The organism is Pseudomonas sp. MWU12-3103b, assembly GCF_023100615.1.
Taxonomy (GTDB): Bacteria; Pseudomonadota; Gammaproteobacteria; order Pseudomonadales; family Pseudomonadaceae; genus Aquipseudomonas; species Aquipseudomonas putida_A.
The window spans coordinates 240519-253906 of record NZ_JALMEY010000010.1; the positions used below are offsets into that span (position 1 = coordinate 240519).

At 59.4% G+C, this 13388-nt stretch carries 19 protein-coding genes; 9 read left to right on the forward strand and 10 right to left on the reverse strand.

Going from position 1 to position 13388, the window contains the following annotated elements; genetic code table 11:
* The first annotated feature begins 141 nt into the window (after positions 1 to 141).
* Positions 142 to 1026, forward strand: coding sequence for a LysR substrate-binding domain-containing protein (locus M0808_RS17220; RefSeq protein WP_247841985.1), 885 nt, complete (start codon positions 142 to 144; stop codon positions 1024 to 1026).
* A gap of 137 nt (positions 1027 to 1163) precedes the next feature.
* On the opposite strand, the gene M0808_RS17225 is transcribed toward M0808_RS17220, so the two are convergent.
* Together M0808_RS17225 and M0808_RS17230 are read right to left on the reverse strand one after the other, a co-directional pair.
* On the reverse strand, positions 1164 to 1763 hold the full coding sequence (locus M0808_RS17225) for a DUF6338 family protein (RefSeq protein ID WP_007966801.1): 600 nt from the start codon (positions 1761 to 1763) through the stop codon (positions 1164 to 1166).
* 184 nt (positions 1764 to 1947) lie between these two features.
* Positions 1948 to 2283, reverse strand: coding sequence for a hypothetical protein (locus M0808_RS17230; RefSeq protein ID WP_003225912.1), 336 nt, complete (start codon positions 2281 to 2283; stop codon positions 1948 to 1950).
* Between the two features lie 186 nt (positions 2284 to 2469).
* Between M0808_RS17230 and M0808_RS17235 the strand changes: the two genes are divergently transcribed.
* A complete protein-coding gene (locus M0808_RS17235) occupies positions 2470 to 2709 on the forward strand; it encodes a hypothetical protein (protein WP_098964368.1) in 240 nt (79 codons plus the stop codon).
* A gap of 61 nt (positions 2710 to 2770) precedes the next feature.
* Here M0808_RS17235 and M0808_RS17240 read toward each other — a convergent pair whose 3' ends face one another.
* Complete coding sequence (locus M0808_RS17240) at positions 2771 to 2968, reverse strand: DUF2188 domain-containing protein (RefSeq protein ID WP_096796397.1); 198 nt, start codon at positions 2966 to 2968, stop codon at positions 2771 to 2773.
* Positions 2969 to 3190: 222 nt separating this feature from the next.
* Here M0808_RS17240 and M0808_RS17245 point away from each other — a divergent pair, with 222 nt between their 5' ends.
* Positions 3191 to 3553: an NUDIX hydrolase gene (locus M0808_RS17245; RefSeq protein ID WP_098964369.1), complete on the forward strand. Its 363-nt coding sequence runs from the start codon at positions 3191 to 3193 to the stop codon at positions 3551 to 3553.
* A 4-nt stretch (positions 3554 to 3557) separates the two neighbouring features.
* On the opposite strand, the gene M0808_RS17250 is transcribed toward M0808_RS17245, so the two are convergent.
* The 3 genes from M0808_RS17250 to M0808_RS17260 all read right to left on the reverse strand — a co-directional run bounded on the left by M0808_RS17250 (position 3558) and on the right by M0808_RS17260 (position 5888).
* A complete protein-coding gene (locus M0808_RS17250) occupies positions 3558 to 3800 on the reverse strand; it encodes a DUF1652 domain-containing protein (protein ID WP_003225919.1) in 243 nt (80 codons plus the stop codon).
* A 109-nt stretch (positions 3801 to 3909) separates the two neighbouring features.
* Positions 3910 to 4809: a polysaccharide deacetylase family protein gene (locus M0808_RS17255; protein ID WP_247841986.1), complete on the reverse strand. Its 900-nt coding sequence runs from the start codon at positions 4807 to 4809 to the stop codon at positions 3910 to 3912.
* Positions 4810 to 4940: 131 nt separating this feature from the next.
* Entirely contained in the window at positions 4941 to 5888 is a 948-nt protein-coding gene (locus tag M0808_RS17260) for an ABC transporter substrate-binding protein (RefSeq protein ID WP_247841987.1), read from the reverse strand.
* Between the two features lie 292 nt (positions 5889 to 6180).
* On the opposite strand from M0808_RS17260, the gene M0808_RS17265 reads away from it, so the two are divergent.
* The 4 genes from M0808_RS17265 (at position 6181) to M0808_RS17280 (ending at position 9353) form a co-directional block, all read left to right on the forward strand.
* Positions 6181 to 7167, forward strand: coding sequence for an aliphatic sulfonate ABC transporter substrate-binding protein (locus tag M0808_RS17265; RefSeq protein WP_247841988.1), 987 nt, complete (start codon positions 6181 to 6183; stop codon positions 7165 to 7167).
* A gap of 60 nt (positions 7168 to 7227) precedes the next feature.
* Complete coding sequence (locus M0808_RS17270) at positions 7228 to 8073, forward strand: ABC transporter permease (RefSeq protein WP_247841989.1); 846 nt, start codon at positions 7228 to 7230, stop codon at positions 8071 to 8073.
* 48 nt (positions 8074 to 8121) lie between these two features.
* A complete protein-coding gene (locus M0808_RS17275) occupies positions 8122 to 8802 on the forward strand; it encodes an SOS response-associated peptidase family protein (protein WP_247841990.1) in 681 nt (226 codons plus the stop codon).
* 278 nt (positions 8803 to 9080) lie between these two features.
* Positions 9081 to 9353, forward strand: coding sequence for a hypothetical protein (locus tag M0808_RS17280; RefSeq protein WP_226500209.1), 273 nt, complete (start codon positions 9081 to 9083; stop codon positions 9351 to 9353).
* Between the two features lie 44 nt (positions 9354 to 9397).
* On the opposite strand, the gene M0808_RS17285 is transcribed toward M0808_RS17280, so the two are convergent.
* The 3 genes from M0808_RS17285 to M0808_RS17295 all read right to left on the reverse strand — a co-directional run bounded on the left by M0808_RS17285 (position 9398) and on the right by M0808_RS17295 (position 10625).
* Complete coding sequence (locus M0808_RS17285) at positions 9398 to 9553, reverse strand: hypothetical protein (protein WP_202368532.1); 156 nt, start codon at positions 9551 to 9553, stop codon at positions 9398 to 9400.
* A 62-nt stretch (positions 9554 to 9615) separates the two neighbouring features.
* Positions 9616 to 9927: an AzlD domain-containing protein gene (locus M0808_RS17290; protein WP_166497451.1), complete on the reverse strand. Its 312-nt coding sequence runs from the start codon at positions 9925 to 9927 to the stop codon at positions 9616 to 9618.
* Positions 9927 to 10625: an AzlC family ABC transporter permease gene (locus M0808_RS17295; RefSeq protein WP_027612977.1), complete on the reverse strand. Its 699-nt coding sequence runs from the start codon at positions 10623 to 10625 to the stop codon at positions 9927 to 9929. Before M0808_RS17295 ends, M0808_RS17290 begins: the two co-directional genes overlap by 1 nt.
* A 153-nt stretch (positions 10626 to 10778) precedes the next feature.
* Here M0808_RS17295 and M0808_RS17300 point away from each other — a divergent pair, with 153 nt between their 5' ends.
* Positions 10779 to 11165 carry a DUF2784 domain-containing protein gene (locus M0808_RS17300; protein ID WP_139054738.1) on the forward strand — a complete coding sequence of 129 codons (387 nt, stop codon included), beginning with the start codon at positions 10779 to 10781 and terminating at the stop codon, positions 11163 to 11165.
* Here M0808_RS17300 and M0808_RS17305 read toward each other — a convergent pair.
* Positions 11162 to 11689, reverse strand: a complete 528-nt coding sequence (locus M0808_RS17305; RefSeq protein WP_225135406.1) for a DUF3087 domain-containing protein — start codon at positions 11687 to 11689, stop codon at positions 11162 to 11164. The two genes, M0808_RS17300 and M0808_RS17305, sit on opposite strands and share 4 nt — an antisense overlap.
* 223 nt (positions 11690 to 11912) lie before the next feature.
* Here M0808_RS17305 and ppnN point away from each other — a divergent pair, with 223 nt between their 5' ends.
* Positions 11913 to 13286 (forward strand): nucleotide 5'-monophosphate nucleosidase PpnN, encoded by a 1374-nt coding sequence (gene ppnN / locus M0808_RS17310; protein WP_027612974.1) that lies wholly within the window; start codon positions 11913 to 11915, stop codon positions 13284 to 13286.
* The last annotated feature ends 102 nt before the right edge of the window (positions 13287 to 13388 follow it).

Here is a 13388-nt window from a genome sequence, read left to right on the forward strand (position 1 = left end):
CAAAATCGGGCCGTGTGGCGGTGAACAGTTGTGCGCAATGAATGATTGCGTCACGCTCCCGCCATCTCATGGTGCTTATGTTCATTGCTTGGCGCTATCGGGACAAACGTAAAATCGACCCGCAATCCATGACTAAAACGAATGAATCCGCGAACCCTCACCCCTTCCATGTCGCTGTTGCTGGCCTTCGAGGCTGCCGCACGCCATGAAAGCTACACCCGCGCTGCCCACGAACTGTCGCTGACGCAAAGCGCGGTCAGCCGTCAGGTGCAGATTCTGGAAAAGATGCTCGGCATGCGCCTGTTCAGCCGCGAAGGCCGGCAAGTGGTGCTCACCGATGTCGGGCGCATGTATCAGCGCGAACTCGCTGAAGCCCTCGGGCAGATTCGCAGCGCAACCCTGCAGGCCATGGCGTTCGGTTCCGGCATTCACAGTTTGCGTCTGGCGACGCTGCCGACCTTCGGCTCGAAATGGCTGCTGCCGCGACTCAAGGACTTCTACACCGCACACCCCGGCATGACCGTGCACTTGCATTCGCGCATCGAAGCGATCGACTTCGACACCAGCGAAATCGACGCGGCAATCTGTGTCGGTGCGGGGGATTGGCCCGGGCTGAGCGCCCTGCCCTTGCACACTGAAGAACTGGTGGTGATTGCCAGTGCGCAGTTGTCGTTGGCCGAACGCGACGCCGCCGAACAGTACATCGCCGGGCAGTTACTGCTCAATGTCAGCAGCAATGCCCAGGCCTGGGCGGAATGGTTCACGCATCATGGTTTGCCCCACCGCAGCATGCGCATCGGGCCGAGCTTTGAAATGACTTCGCACCTGATTCAGGCGGTCCGGGCGAATATTGGCGTGGGGCTGGTCCCGCGGATTCTGGTGGAGGATGAATTGCTTAACCGCGAGCTGCTGCAACTGGGGAAGCCGATCACCAGCCGCCGCAGCTACTACCTGGTGTATCCGCCGCGTAATGAGGCGTTGCCGTCACTGAAAGCGTTCAGGGACTGGTTGGTGCATACGCTCTGAACAGCAGCACTGCTTTTTCAAAGGTGGAGGCGCACTCGGCCCTCTCAACAGTGGACTATCCAACGGTTTTCCGTCTGGCCCAAAGAACAGGTGTTCATATTTCTTGGGCATTGGTTGTGGTGCTCGGGCGCTCATAATCAATCCTCTGATGCCGGGCTGAACTCAACCCATTTAACCTTCGCGGAATCTATCAACAAATATTCGGCGCCAAAAGGCGCCACTTTGCCATCTTCATGCAGCCAATGTGGCTTATGGATCACGAACTGGCCGTTGGCTGATTCCGGCGGCCACTCGGCCGGCCAGCCAAGAACGCGCCTTTCGTCATGCAAATGCAGGGTGATGAGCCGATCAAATTGCGCGAATGCGCAGAACCATTCGCTTGGGTAAGAAGATTGTTTCGTTACGTTTCTGCGACGCAGCCAACCATGTAGCTTGTCATTGGTCGCCAGACTACAGGACAGCAATCCAAGTACCAGCGAACAAAAGAATGCCCATGACGTCTGCGCCTTGCCATCCCATATTCCTAGAGAAAAACCCTTCGTCCCGACCCACAAAAAGATCACGCCAATACCTGTTACCACCCCATGAATCACAAACGTAAAAATCAACGCCTGCACAATCTGCCCAAACGTATCAGGCCGTTTGAATGAAGTGAGCGTGTAAAAAATCCAGGTCGAGACAAATCCGGGAATCAGATACTGCAACAACGGAATAACTTCTTTGACCAGATCATCCATGATCCGTGGCTCCTTGAAAGGCATGCCCCTCCGGTTACCGGGTGGCACTCAGAAGCCTAGCGCACACTGGAATACGCCTCGTGCCGATCTGTCACAGCGCATTTCGCAAAGCAAAAAAAAAGCAGAAACCATTGATCCGGTTTCTGCTTTTTGTGGGGCTGGCTTTTGCAGCGGAGGCTGGGCTTTACAGGCAGTCACGCACCGATTTGCGCAACGACCCGGACTTGGCCCATGGCGGTCCCTGATACAGGGAAACGCGACTGCCGTCCTTGTATTTGATGATGTCAAGAATCTCGTCGGCGGTGACGAGGCTCGGCGCCTTGATCCGGTAGCCGTTGGAAATGGACGTCTGCGTGGTCTTCGGAATGTCCTGCTGCCACAACGGCAACAAGCACGCGGCATAGTCTTTAGGCGCTTTGGTGGTGGTTTTGCTGAGATTTGGCTCGCCCGGCACCAGCGATGCTGGCAATGAGCAACCCGCCAGCAATGCCAACGCCAAACTCCCGATCCATATCCGCATGGTGTTTCCCTGATCTTAAAAAACGCGAATGTAACGTGTAACCGGGTGTACATCCAGCGCGGCACGCCGCCCACAAGGGAGATTGGACAAATATTTACATGCATGCGGCCCGGTGGCAGACGAGCTGCGCATCATCGAAGAAAAATGCGACTACTCTGTTCTACCGAGAATGTTCCGGAGGTGATCATGCGGCTCAATGAATACGAACACGAACTTCAGCGCGACCTGCAAGCCGTTGCATCGGATCTGAGATGGTCGGCGGTCGACCTCAAACGCATCGCCGAACAGCTGCGCAAGAGCGGCAATGAAGCGGATGCCCAGGCGGTACTCAGGTCCTGCGAGGTGCTGCAAAGTGATGAAGAACGCTTGCAGCTGTATGCCAAGGAAGTGAAAACGCGCTCCATCAGCCGGATCAAAGTCCACTGATCCCCCCCTTTACCTCAACAAAAGCCCCGGCAATCACCGGGGCTCTTTCGTTACATTTGCTTCAACTTGCAGTGTGACTTCGCGCTCGCACCGAGCGTTTTCTGTAACCCGGCAACGCAGCGGCATAGGCCAGCGCTTCCTCTCTGCTACCGAACGACGCAAGCCGATCGCCTTGAGTACAAACCCGCCACGGGCCGTTGTTCACGCTGAGTACGTCGTAGCCGTTCATGTGCATTTTGTTCAAGACCGGAATGCTCATGGGTACCTCCTTTTTGCCGACGGTGGATTCAGCTCTGCCTTTTTAACTTACACCCGGATGCCGCATTTGTGCCGACCGGGTGTCGCCATCGCGATGCGCCAAGGCTCTGGCACTTTCCGCCAGGCCAAACACTCAAAACCCCGAGGGAACCTTTGAATCCGGGCTCGGCTCGAATATTGCAGTTTTATTTCATTTATGTGACACGCAGTAAACAGGTAACAGATGAAAGTACGCGCCACCGTTATTTGCGAGCAGGATCGACACGTTCTCCTGGTGCGCAAACCCCGCTGCCGCTGGACACTGCCCGGGGGCAAGGTCGAGCCTGGGGAAACCAAAGCCGGGGCGGCGACGCGCGAGCTGCAGGAAGAAACAGCACTGGATGCCGAGCAGATGTTGTATCTGATGGAACTGCACAGCGGCAGCACCCAGCATCATGTCTACGAGGCGTCGGTGCTCGATCTTGAGCAGTTGCGCCCGCAAAACGAGATCACCGAATGCATCTGGCATCCGCTGGACGCGGTGCAGAATCTGCCCACCAGCGACGCGACGTTACGTATCGTGCAGGCGTTTCAACGGCGCTTGTAAGGTATCACCCGGCGAATGCCCGGCGTCCGGCGCTCATTTCCGTGCGCAATTCGCCAATGAAGTTGGAAATGTCGCGGATCGTCACCAGATGTTCCGGTGAGACGCCATTGAGCAACAACTCGACTCGCCCGGAGTCAGGCTCATAAACCTTGATCCGCAACAGTCCCTGCTCCACTTGTGTGCATTCGCATTCAAGCGACGGAAAGCCGGATTCGACAATCCGGCAGATGTCGGCAATGGCTAGCATGGGCGCACGCCTCGCAGGCGATGAGTCGATCGACCCGTTGAGCATAGATGAGCCCTCAGCAACCCGCCGCCCCGAGAAGTGCCAACCCGATCACATTTTTCGCGCAGCCTTAGTGGGCGTCATGATCCCAGATCCAGTTCCACATCCCCGGCAACTGCACCGGCTGCGAACTCTGCTGAACCGTACGCGCCAGCGCCGCCTTCAACAGCGCCGCGTGATCATCGTAGAACGGTTTGTCCGCCAGTTTCACGCCAGTGGCGGCGGCGCTGTCGAGCAGGATTTGCAGGTATTCGCGGGTATGCCGCGCGGTGTAGCGGTTGAGGTCATGAAAGGTCACCACTACCGGAATCACCCCGTCTACGGTCGGAAATTCGCCGAGGGCAATGCGCTCGCGGACTTCCGATAGCTGGCGCAGCATATTCGCCCGACGTCGGGGACTGGCGTTGAAGCCCCAGATCTTGCCGTCATTGGCGCTCAAATCGGTCAACAACACGTGCAAGCCATGCTGCTGATACGCGGCGAAGGTGCGCTTGTCGTAATTCCAGAATGGCGGGCGCAGCAGGATCGGTGCTGCTCCGGTGATCGCGGCGATATCCGCCGTGCCGTTGCGCAACGACTGCTCCAGTTCTTGCGGATCGAGCGAGCGATGGTTGGTGTGCCAATGGGTGGCGGTGTGGAACCCGAGGATGTGCCCTTCGGCGTGCTCGCGCCGCATGATGCCGCGACCAATGTCACTGTTACCGGCGCGAGGCGCGCGGGTCTGGACGAAGAACACCGCTTTGATGTCCGGTTGCACCGGGTTGACCTTGAGGCTATCGAGCACGGTCGCCGAAGGGTTCCAGAAACTCGAGGCGCTGGGGCCATCATCGAAGGTCAGCAGAAAGCGCACCGGGGCCTGGGCCTTGAGCCGGGTTTCGGTTTGCGCGGTCATTTCGATCGGCGCGGCAATGCAGCCGGCCAGCCCAAGCGCGATGGCCGCTGCACAGAGAAGATTGAACGCGTATTTCATGTTTTGCCTTGCGCCTGACCGTTGCGGCCCTGTTGTCGACTGGCAAAACTCCCTCGCCCTGATCCATCCCTGCGCCCGGCTTCGCGAGCCAGGTTTGGATAGGGTACACAGGCTTTGGTTCCGGCGCTCGCTCAGTCAGCCAGAGCCTGTTGAAACGAGGTATCGATGACCCCGGCGGTGGCCAGCGGCGCCGGCAGTGCCTTGACCTTGAACAGGAAGTCCGCGGTGCCTTGCAGGTCGACCGCCGCCTGCTGATCCACCGGCCCGACAGTCATGTGCGCCTGGCGCAACCAGTGTCGAGAGACCTGCTGATCGAGATTGGCTTTCTTCGCCCACAGATCCGCGTATTCGTCGGTGTGGCTGTCGACCCAGGCCCGCGCCTGTTTCAAACGCCCGAGAAAATCGGCAATCGCGGCACGCTTGCTGTCGATCGACGGCGCCGACGCGGCAATCGCGCTGAGGCCCGGCATCAGGTTTCTCGCGGTGAGAATCGGCCGCGCACCGGAGAACACGATTTGCTGGGAGATATACGGTTCCCACACCGGGAACGCGTCGATGCTGCCCTGTGGCAATGCCGCCGCCGCATCAATCGGCATCAGTTTGACGAAGTCGACGTAATTTTCCGGCAGACCGCCCTGCTCCAGGGCGCGCAAGGTCAGCTGCTGGCTCCAGGCGCCGGGCCAGTAGGCGACTTTCTTGCCCTTCAGATCCGCGATGGTTTTCACCGGTGAATCTTTCGGCACCAGCAAGGCGATAGTGTCCGGGTTCTGCCGCGACACACCGATCAGTTTCACCGGCGCCTGTTTGGCGGCGAGAAACAGAAAACCCGAATCGCCAAGAAAGCCCATATCCAGCGAGCCGGTCTGCAACGCCTCGGCCAGTGGCGCGGCGGCCTGGAAATGCTTCCAGTCGACGCTGTAAGGCGCGTCTTTCAACACGCCGGAGGCTTCGACCGAAGCGCGGATGTTGTAGTAGTTCTGGTCACCGACGTGCAGGACCAACGGCTCGGCGGCGTGGGCAAGCGGTGCGGTGAATAACGCGATCATCAGTGTGTTGCGGAGCAAACGAGAGAGCTTCATGGGAAGTCCTGCGACGGGATTTTGCATAGACCATAACGCTGTTGATAAACCGATTTTAAATTCGATTAAGGCATAAGCTCAGCGCCCGGAATGCTCACTGTCCGCTGCGCAACAGTGCCTTGCCACAATGTTTCCCACGCAACAGTTGAAAGGCGCTACAACCGGGGGAACCCCCGTAAACATGGGTCGAAACGCACATGGCACAGAGCCTGCAATATTCCATTCATGCAGGACGCAGCCGATAAAAATATATTTTTGGACATAACAACCAGTGCCTTTGCCGGAGCGCCCCATGACATCGTTCTTACCGTTTATCCGCCTCAAAACGCTGCTGGTCGCCAGCGCCATGGCATTGAGCCTGCAACCGCTGGCCGAAGCCGCCGAAGCGCCGCCCGCGGAAGTCCATCTGGATTACGCCTACTACTCACCTGTGAGTCTGGTGCTCAAACATTTCGGTTTTCTCGAAAAGGCCCTGCCACAGACCAAAGTCAGTTGGGTGCTGAGCCAAGGCAGTAACCGTTCGCTGGAATACCTGAACAGCGGTGGCGTCGATTTCGCCTCCAGCGCCAGCCTCGCTGCCGTGCTGAGCCGGGCCAACGGCAGCCCGATCAAATCGGTCTACGTCTACAGCCGCGCCGAATGGACTGCACTGGTGGTGCGCAAGGATTCGCCGTACCAGAGCGTCGCCGATCTCAAGGGCAAGAAAATCGCCGCCACCAAAGGCACCGACCCGTACCTGTTCACCCTGCGCAGCCTGCAACAGGCCGGGTTGAAGAAAGACGACGTGGAACTGGTGCACCTGCAACATCCGGACGGCCGCACCGCGCTGGAAAAAGGCGATGTCGACGCCTGGGCCGGACTCGATCCGCACATGGCCGCCAGCCAGGTGCAGGCCGGTTCACGTCTGCTGTATCGCAACCCGGCATTCAACAGCTACGGCGTGGTCAGCGTCACCGAGCAGTACGCCAAGGAGCATCCGCAAACCATCGATACCGTGATCAAAGCCTACGAGCAGGCGCGGGACTGGGCGCTGAAAAATCCCGACGAGTTCGCTGCCCTGCTTGCCAAGGAATCCGGTCTGCCGCTGGACGTGGCCAAACTACAGTTGTCGCGCACCGACCTGAGCAGTCCGCAACTGACCGCCAACGACGTGCAAGCGTCGAAAGCCGCAGCACCGATTCTGGTCTCCGAGGAACTGGTGCGGCGTGGGGTGAATGTCGATCAAGTCATCGATCAGTTGCTCGACAATGGTGTGCAGCAAGCCGTCGCCCGCCAGTAATCGACCAGACTCACAGCCCATCCGCGCCCGACGCGGATTCGCTGTGAGCGGAGCCCACGTATGAGCACTCGCAGTAACGAACTGCCCGCGCCTCCCCGGAGCTTGTCGCGGCCTCGTCCCTCAACCCTCAATCCGACATGGCGCCGGCGCCTGAAAGGTCTGGTCCTGCCGCTGCTGATCGTGGTCGCCTTGGAGTTCATCGTGCGTCTCGGCTGGCTGCCGTCCTATCAAATGCCGGCGCCCAGCGAGATCGCCCTGACCCTCACCGACCTCGCCGAAGGCGCCCTGTGGAAACACATCAGCGCCAGCCTGTTGCGGGTGTTGCTCGGTTTTGCAATTGGCGCCAGCCTCGCGCTGATGTTCGCCGCCTGGGTCGGACTGAGCCGTGAGGCCGAGGCTTATCTGGAACCGACATTCGCCGCGCTGCGTTCGATTCCGAGTCTGGCCTGGGTGCCGCTGTTGCTGCTGTGGCTGGGCATCGATGAAACCTCGAAGATCGTGCTGATCGCCATCGGCGCGTTTTTTCCGGTGTACGTCAACGTGGTCGCGGCGATTCGCAACATCGATCGCAAACTGGTCGAGGTCGGGCGCATCTATGGCTTCAGCCGCTGGCAACTGGTGCGGCGGATTCTGCTGCCCGCCGCCCTGCCCGGCCTGTTCACCGGACTGCGCAGCGGCATGAGTCTGGCATGGATGTTTCTGGTGGCCGCCGAGCTGATCGCCGCGACCAAGGGCCTCGGTTATCTGCTCAGCGACGGCCGCGAAACCTCGCGACCAGACATCGTGCTGGCGGCGATTATCGTGCTCGCCTTGCTCGGCAAACTCAGCGACGGTTTGCTCGCAGTGCTGGAACGCCGCTGGCTGATCTGGCGCGACACGTTCACCGGTCAGGAGGCGCAGGATTGATTGGCCAGAGCCAACTATGCTGAAAGCGTCCACCCAGAGATTCGGCGCATGTGCGGAAGACTCTCGCAGTACCGCGGCATTCACGACTTTGTCGCGGTGCTGAGCATTCCCGATGCGCTGATCAATCACGTCGGCGACGCCGCGCTGGAACGCTACAACGCGGCGCCGACCACGTCACTCGCGGTGCTCCATCAACATGATCAACGTCTGTATGCCGACAACCTTTGCTGGGGCTGGCGCCCGCACTGGGCCAAGGACCGCGCGGCGCCAATCAACGCGCGCGTGGAGAAAGTCGCCCATGGGCCGTTCTTCCGGGCGATCTGGCGTCATCGGTTGATCGTGCCGGTCGACAACTGGTTCGAATGGGTCGACGGCCCGGATAAAACCCGACAGCCGTGGCTGATCCGTCGTGCCGATCACGGGCCGGTTTTCTGTGCCGCCATCGGACAATTTCCGACACCCGGCAGCGATGGCCGGGAAGACGATGGATTCGTGATCATTACCGCCGATAGCGTCGGAGGCATGCTCGATATCCATGACCGAAGACCCGTGGTCTTTCGCGCGGAGCTGGCTGCCGAGTGGCTTGATCCGGCAACACCTGTGGAGCGCGCCGAACAGATGCTGCTGTTTGAAGGTGAAGCCAGTGATGCCTTCGCCTGGCACAAGGTTGGCAAAGCCGTCGGCAATTCACGCAATCAGGGTGCCGGGTTGATTGACGAAGTGGCTTAAAGATCTGTGATCTCACGCGTTTACCCTGTAGGAGCTGCCGCAGGCGATTACAGGTGACACTCGATCTTTACAGTGAGTGTTTCATTGTTGAGACAGCCCGAAAAAAACAGTCGTTTGAGCGAACCAACCGCCTGTCTGACATTTCAACCGTCATACATACATTTACATGCACTACGGATAGCATGCGCGCCGCATTTCCATTTGGCATACCAGTTGACCAAAGAGTCAGCAAAACCAGGAATCCCCTACAACTTTAACAAGCCTTGCAGAGAACTAAGTTGCGCGACGATTTTGCAATCAAACAGGCCAACGGCCTGGAGTGTATTTATCTGTCCATGACAGAACGCTTTCAACTCGACTGTTTTATCGGCCACTACATCAAGACCCGAAACCTGCGTTCAGTGCCGGACATCGAACGCATCCTGCGCACCACGCTCGAAAGCTATCCCGGTCACCCGCCGGTGATGGTCAACGAGCTCAATGCATGGATCGACAAGACTCTGGGCTATCGGGCGTCACATCCGGACTTCCCGTCTCTGGAAGACCTCTGAACAACAAAAAGCCCCGCTGTTGCGGGGCTTTTTGCAGATTGCTCTCAGAGCTTCATATCAGGCCCGGTGAGTTCCTTGCCATCGTCGTGCTTCCACGTCTGTTCCTTGCGTTTCTCACGCTCGATTTCTTCTTCGCTGGGCTCGTCTACTTCATCGTCTACTTGTTCGTCTTCATCGGGACGCTTTTGCTCGGTCGTCATGTGCACCTCGCCTTGTCAAAAATAGTCATCCAACCAGCTTAGAACAGTTTTTTACCGGCAACTTACAACCACCAGCGCAGCAAAAAGAAAAACGCCATGCTCAAAAGCATGCTGAGCAAGGTATTGCGGGTGTACAGCACCAGCCCGATCGCTACGAGCGAACTCAGCAAATACGGATTATCCCACTGCAGATTCAACTGTTTGTCCGGCATGAACACGATCGGCCCGCAGATCGCGGTCAACATGCCCGGCACGGCAAAGCCGAGAAACTGCCGTGCGTTGCTGCTCAAACGCAGCGGCAGGCGCGGTTCGAGAAACACGTATCGGTTGAGGAACACCAGAATCCCCATGCCGAAAATCACTGCCCAGACCATCATGTGCGCCCCCGATACAGCTTGTTGCAGACAAATCCTGCGGTCATCCCCGCCAGGCCCGACAACACCAGTGCCGAGCCCCACTGCCAATAACTGAACAGCACCGAGCAGAACAGCGACACCGCCACGCACACCACGGTCGGCACGTTACGCACCACCGGGGTGATCAACGCGATGAAGGTGGCGGCAATCGAGAAATCCAGCCCCAAGTGCTCAAGCCCCGGAATGCTGCTGCCCAACACGATGCCGGCCAGGGTGAACAGGTTCCAGGCGATATAGAACGTCAGGCCGACGCCCAAGGCGTACCAGCGGTTGAACTGCTGACGATCATGCTGACTGGTCAGGGCGAACAGTTCATCGGTGAGCAAAAAGCCCAGGCCGATGCGCCAGCGTCCGGGCAGTGGCGAAATCACCGAGCGCATGCTCATCCCGTACAACAAATGCTGCGAGGTCAGCAGCAGCGTGGTCAACAGAATCGAGAAAATACCGGCACCGCCCTTGAGCATGCCGATCGCCACCAGTTGCGCGGCCCCTGCGAACACGATGCTCGACAGGCCCTGCCCCTGCAACGGCGTGAGATTGGCTTCGATCGCCATGGAGCCGGCCAGCAGCCCCCACGGCGCCGTCGCCAGTGATAACGGCATAATCGCCGCAGCGCCGCGAAGAAACGCACGGCGCGGCATAAGTGAGTCAGACATAACGCTCTTCAATCGAGGAAACGGTCGCAGACTCTGCCAGTAAATGCCCCTTCGCGGCTTGAACAATCTTGCGCACTTTGCGTCAAATCGCAGCGCCCCGGCGTCGCTGTCGGCGTACCATGGAGGCCTTCACAACCGCGTCAGGGAGACGACATGCTGTACCGAATCGCAGCCGACGGGCTGGTGCTGTTCCATCTGTCATTCATTCTGTTTGTGCTGTTCGGCGGGCTGCTGGTGCTCAAGTGGCCACGCCTGATGTGGCTGCATCTGCCGGCGGCTGCATGGGGCGTGGCGGTCGAGGTGTTGCACCTGACCTGTCCGCTGACCTACTGGGAAAACCTGATGCGCCACGCCGCCGGGCAGACCGAATACGCCGGCGGCTTCATCGAGCACTACATCTGGCCGATCATCTACCCCGCCGGGCTGACGCCGCAGATTCAGTTGGCGCTGGGCAGCGTGGTGCTGGCGATCAACCTGCTGGTCTATGCACGCCTGATCCGTGCGTGGAAACTGCGCCGCGCCAGCCGTATTCCGTTTTAACGAGCGGCGGGTTTCAAGGCTTGCAGCCAGGCCGGATCCAGGCGCTTCTGGTCGATCTCCAGACCCAGCGCCTGCATCCGCTCCTTGTGCGCTTCGACTTCCCGGTGCAACTGCGCATGATCGCTGGAGTTACCGTCCAGTTCGTGCATCTGGGTCAGCCCCAGATGATAGAAGCGCAGCACCTTCATCGCGGTCGGATCGTTCTGTTCCACCGCAGCGGTCACCTGATGCATCACGTTGGTGACGCTCATCAGGCTGCGCTTGAGCCGCCAGCTATAAACCGCCGGGGCCATCCACGCCTGCTGCCAGAACTGCCCGCGCATCAGCGCCGCTGTCAGCAGGAAAGCCACGAACACCCCGCCGACATTGAACCGCAGATTATCGCCGCCGGGCTCGCCGAACAGCGCCACTGCCGCCGTCGAAAGCACCATCGCCAGCACCAGGAACAGCACGGCAATGATCAACGTGCTGCGGCGCGTCTGCTGGCGAAACGTTGCTGGGTCCATCGGCTGGATCTCGAACATCAGGCATGACTTCCTTGAGCGATAAAAAGGGCAACGGAAAAAACTCGCTGCGCATTATCGCCTCTCTCGGGGATTTAGCTATGCTGGGGGCCCTTTTCAACTTTTCAGCGTCCAACGGGGACATGGCGGTACAGCGCAGATCGTGCCATCTTCATTCATGGATACACACTATTCGGATGCCATTTGCCTGCCATTGGAATGACATCGTTTTAAGGATCATTGCATGACCCAACGACACGTAATCAACGCCTCGGTCAGCCCGAAAGGCAGCCTGGAAACCCTTTCTCAACGTGAAGTTCAGCAACTGAGCGAAGCCGGCTCCGGCAGCACCTACACCCTCTTCCGCCAGTGCGCCCTGGCCATCCTCAATACCGGCGCGCATGTCGACAACGCCAAGACTATCCTCGAAGCCTACAAGGACTTCGAAATCCGCATTCACCAGCAGGATCGCGGCGTGCGCCTCGAACTGCTGAACGCCCCGGCCGACGCGTTCGTCGACGGCGAAATGATCGCCAGCACCCGGGAAATGCTGTTCAGCGCCCTGCGTGACATCGTCTACACCGAAAACGAACTCGACAGCCAACGCATCGACCTCAGCACCTCGCAAGGTATCAGCGACTACGTCTTCCACCTGCTGCGCAACGCGCGCACCCTGCGTCCGGGTGTGGAGCCGAAAATCGTCGTGTGCTGGGGCGGCCACTCGATCAACACCGAAGAATACAAATACACCAAGAAAGTCGGCCACGAACTGGGCCTGCGCAGCCTCGACATCTGCACCGGCTGCGGCCCCGGCGTGATGAAAGGCCCGATGAAGGGCGCGACCATCGCCCACGCCAAGCAGCGCATCCATGGCGGGCGCTACCTCGGCCTGACCGAGCCGGGGATCATCGCCGCCGAAGCGCCGAACCCGATCGTCAATGAGCTGGTGATCCTGCCGGACATCGAAAAACGTCTGGAAGCATTCGTGCGTGTCGGTCACGGCATCATCATCTTCCCGGGCGGCGCCGGCACCGCCGAAGAGTTCCTGTACCTGCTGGGCATCCTGATGCACCCGGACAACGCCGGCCTGCCGTTCCCGGTGATCCTGACAGGGCCGAAACATGCCGCGCCGTATCTGGAGCAACTCGATGCGTTCGTCACCGCCACCCTCGGCGATGCGGCGAAGCAGCACTACGAGATCATCATCGACGACCCGGCCGAAGTCGCGCGGCAGATGACCGCCGGCCTCAAAGCGGTGAAGCAGTTCCGCCGCGAGCGCAACGACGCGTTCCACTTCAACTGGCTGCTGAAGATCGACGAAAGCTTCCAGCGTCCGTTCGATCCGACCCACGAGAACATGGCCAACCTCAAGCTGCACCGCGACCAGCCGCCCCACGAATTGGCGGCCAACCTGCGCCGCGCGTTCTCCGGGATCGTCGCCGGCAACGTCAAGGACAAGGGCATCCGTTTGATCGAAGAACACGGGCCGTACCAGATCCGTGGTGACGCGGCGATCATGCAACCGCTCGATGCGCTGCTCAAGGCCTTCGTCGCCCAGCACCGGATGAAACTGCCGGGCGGCGCGGCATATGTGCCGTGCTATAGGGTGGTGGCGTAACTCTCCCGCCACCGCATCCCCCTGTGCCTGCCCCCCATGCAGGCACAACAAAACCAGAGTGGGAGCGAGCTTGCTCGCGAAGGCATTCGTTCAGTGGCATCA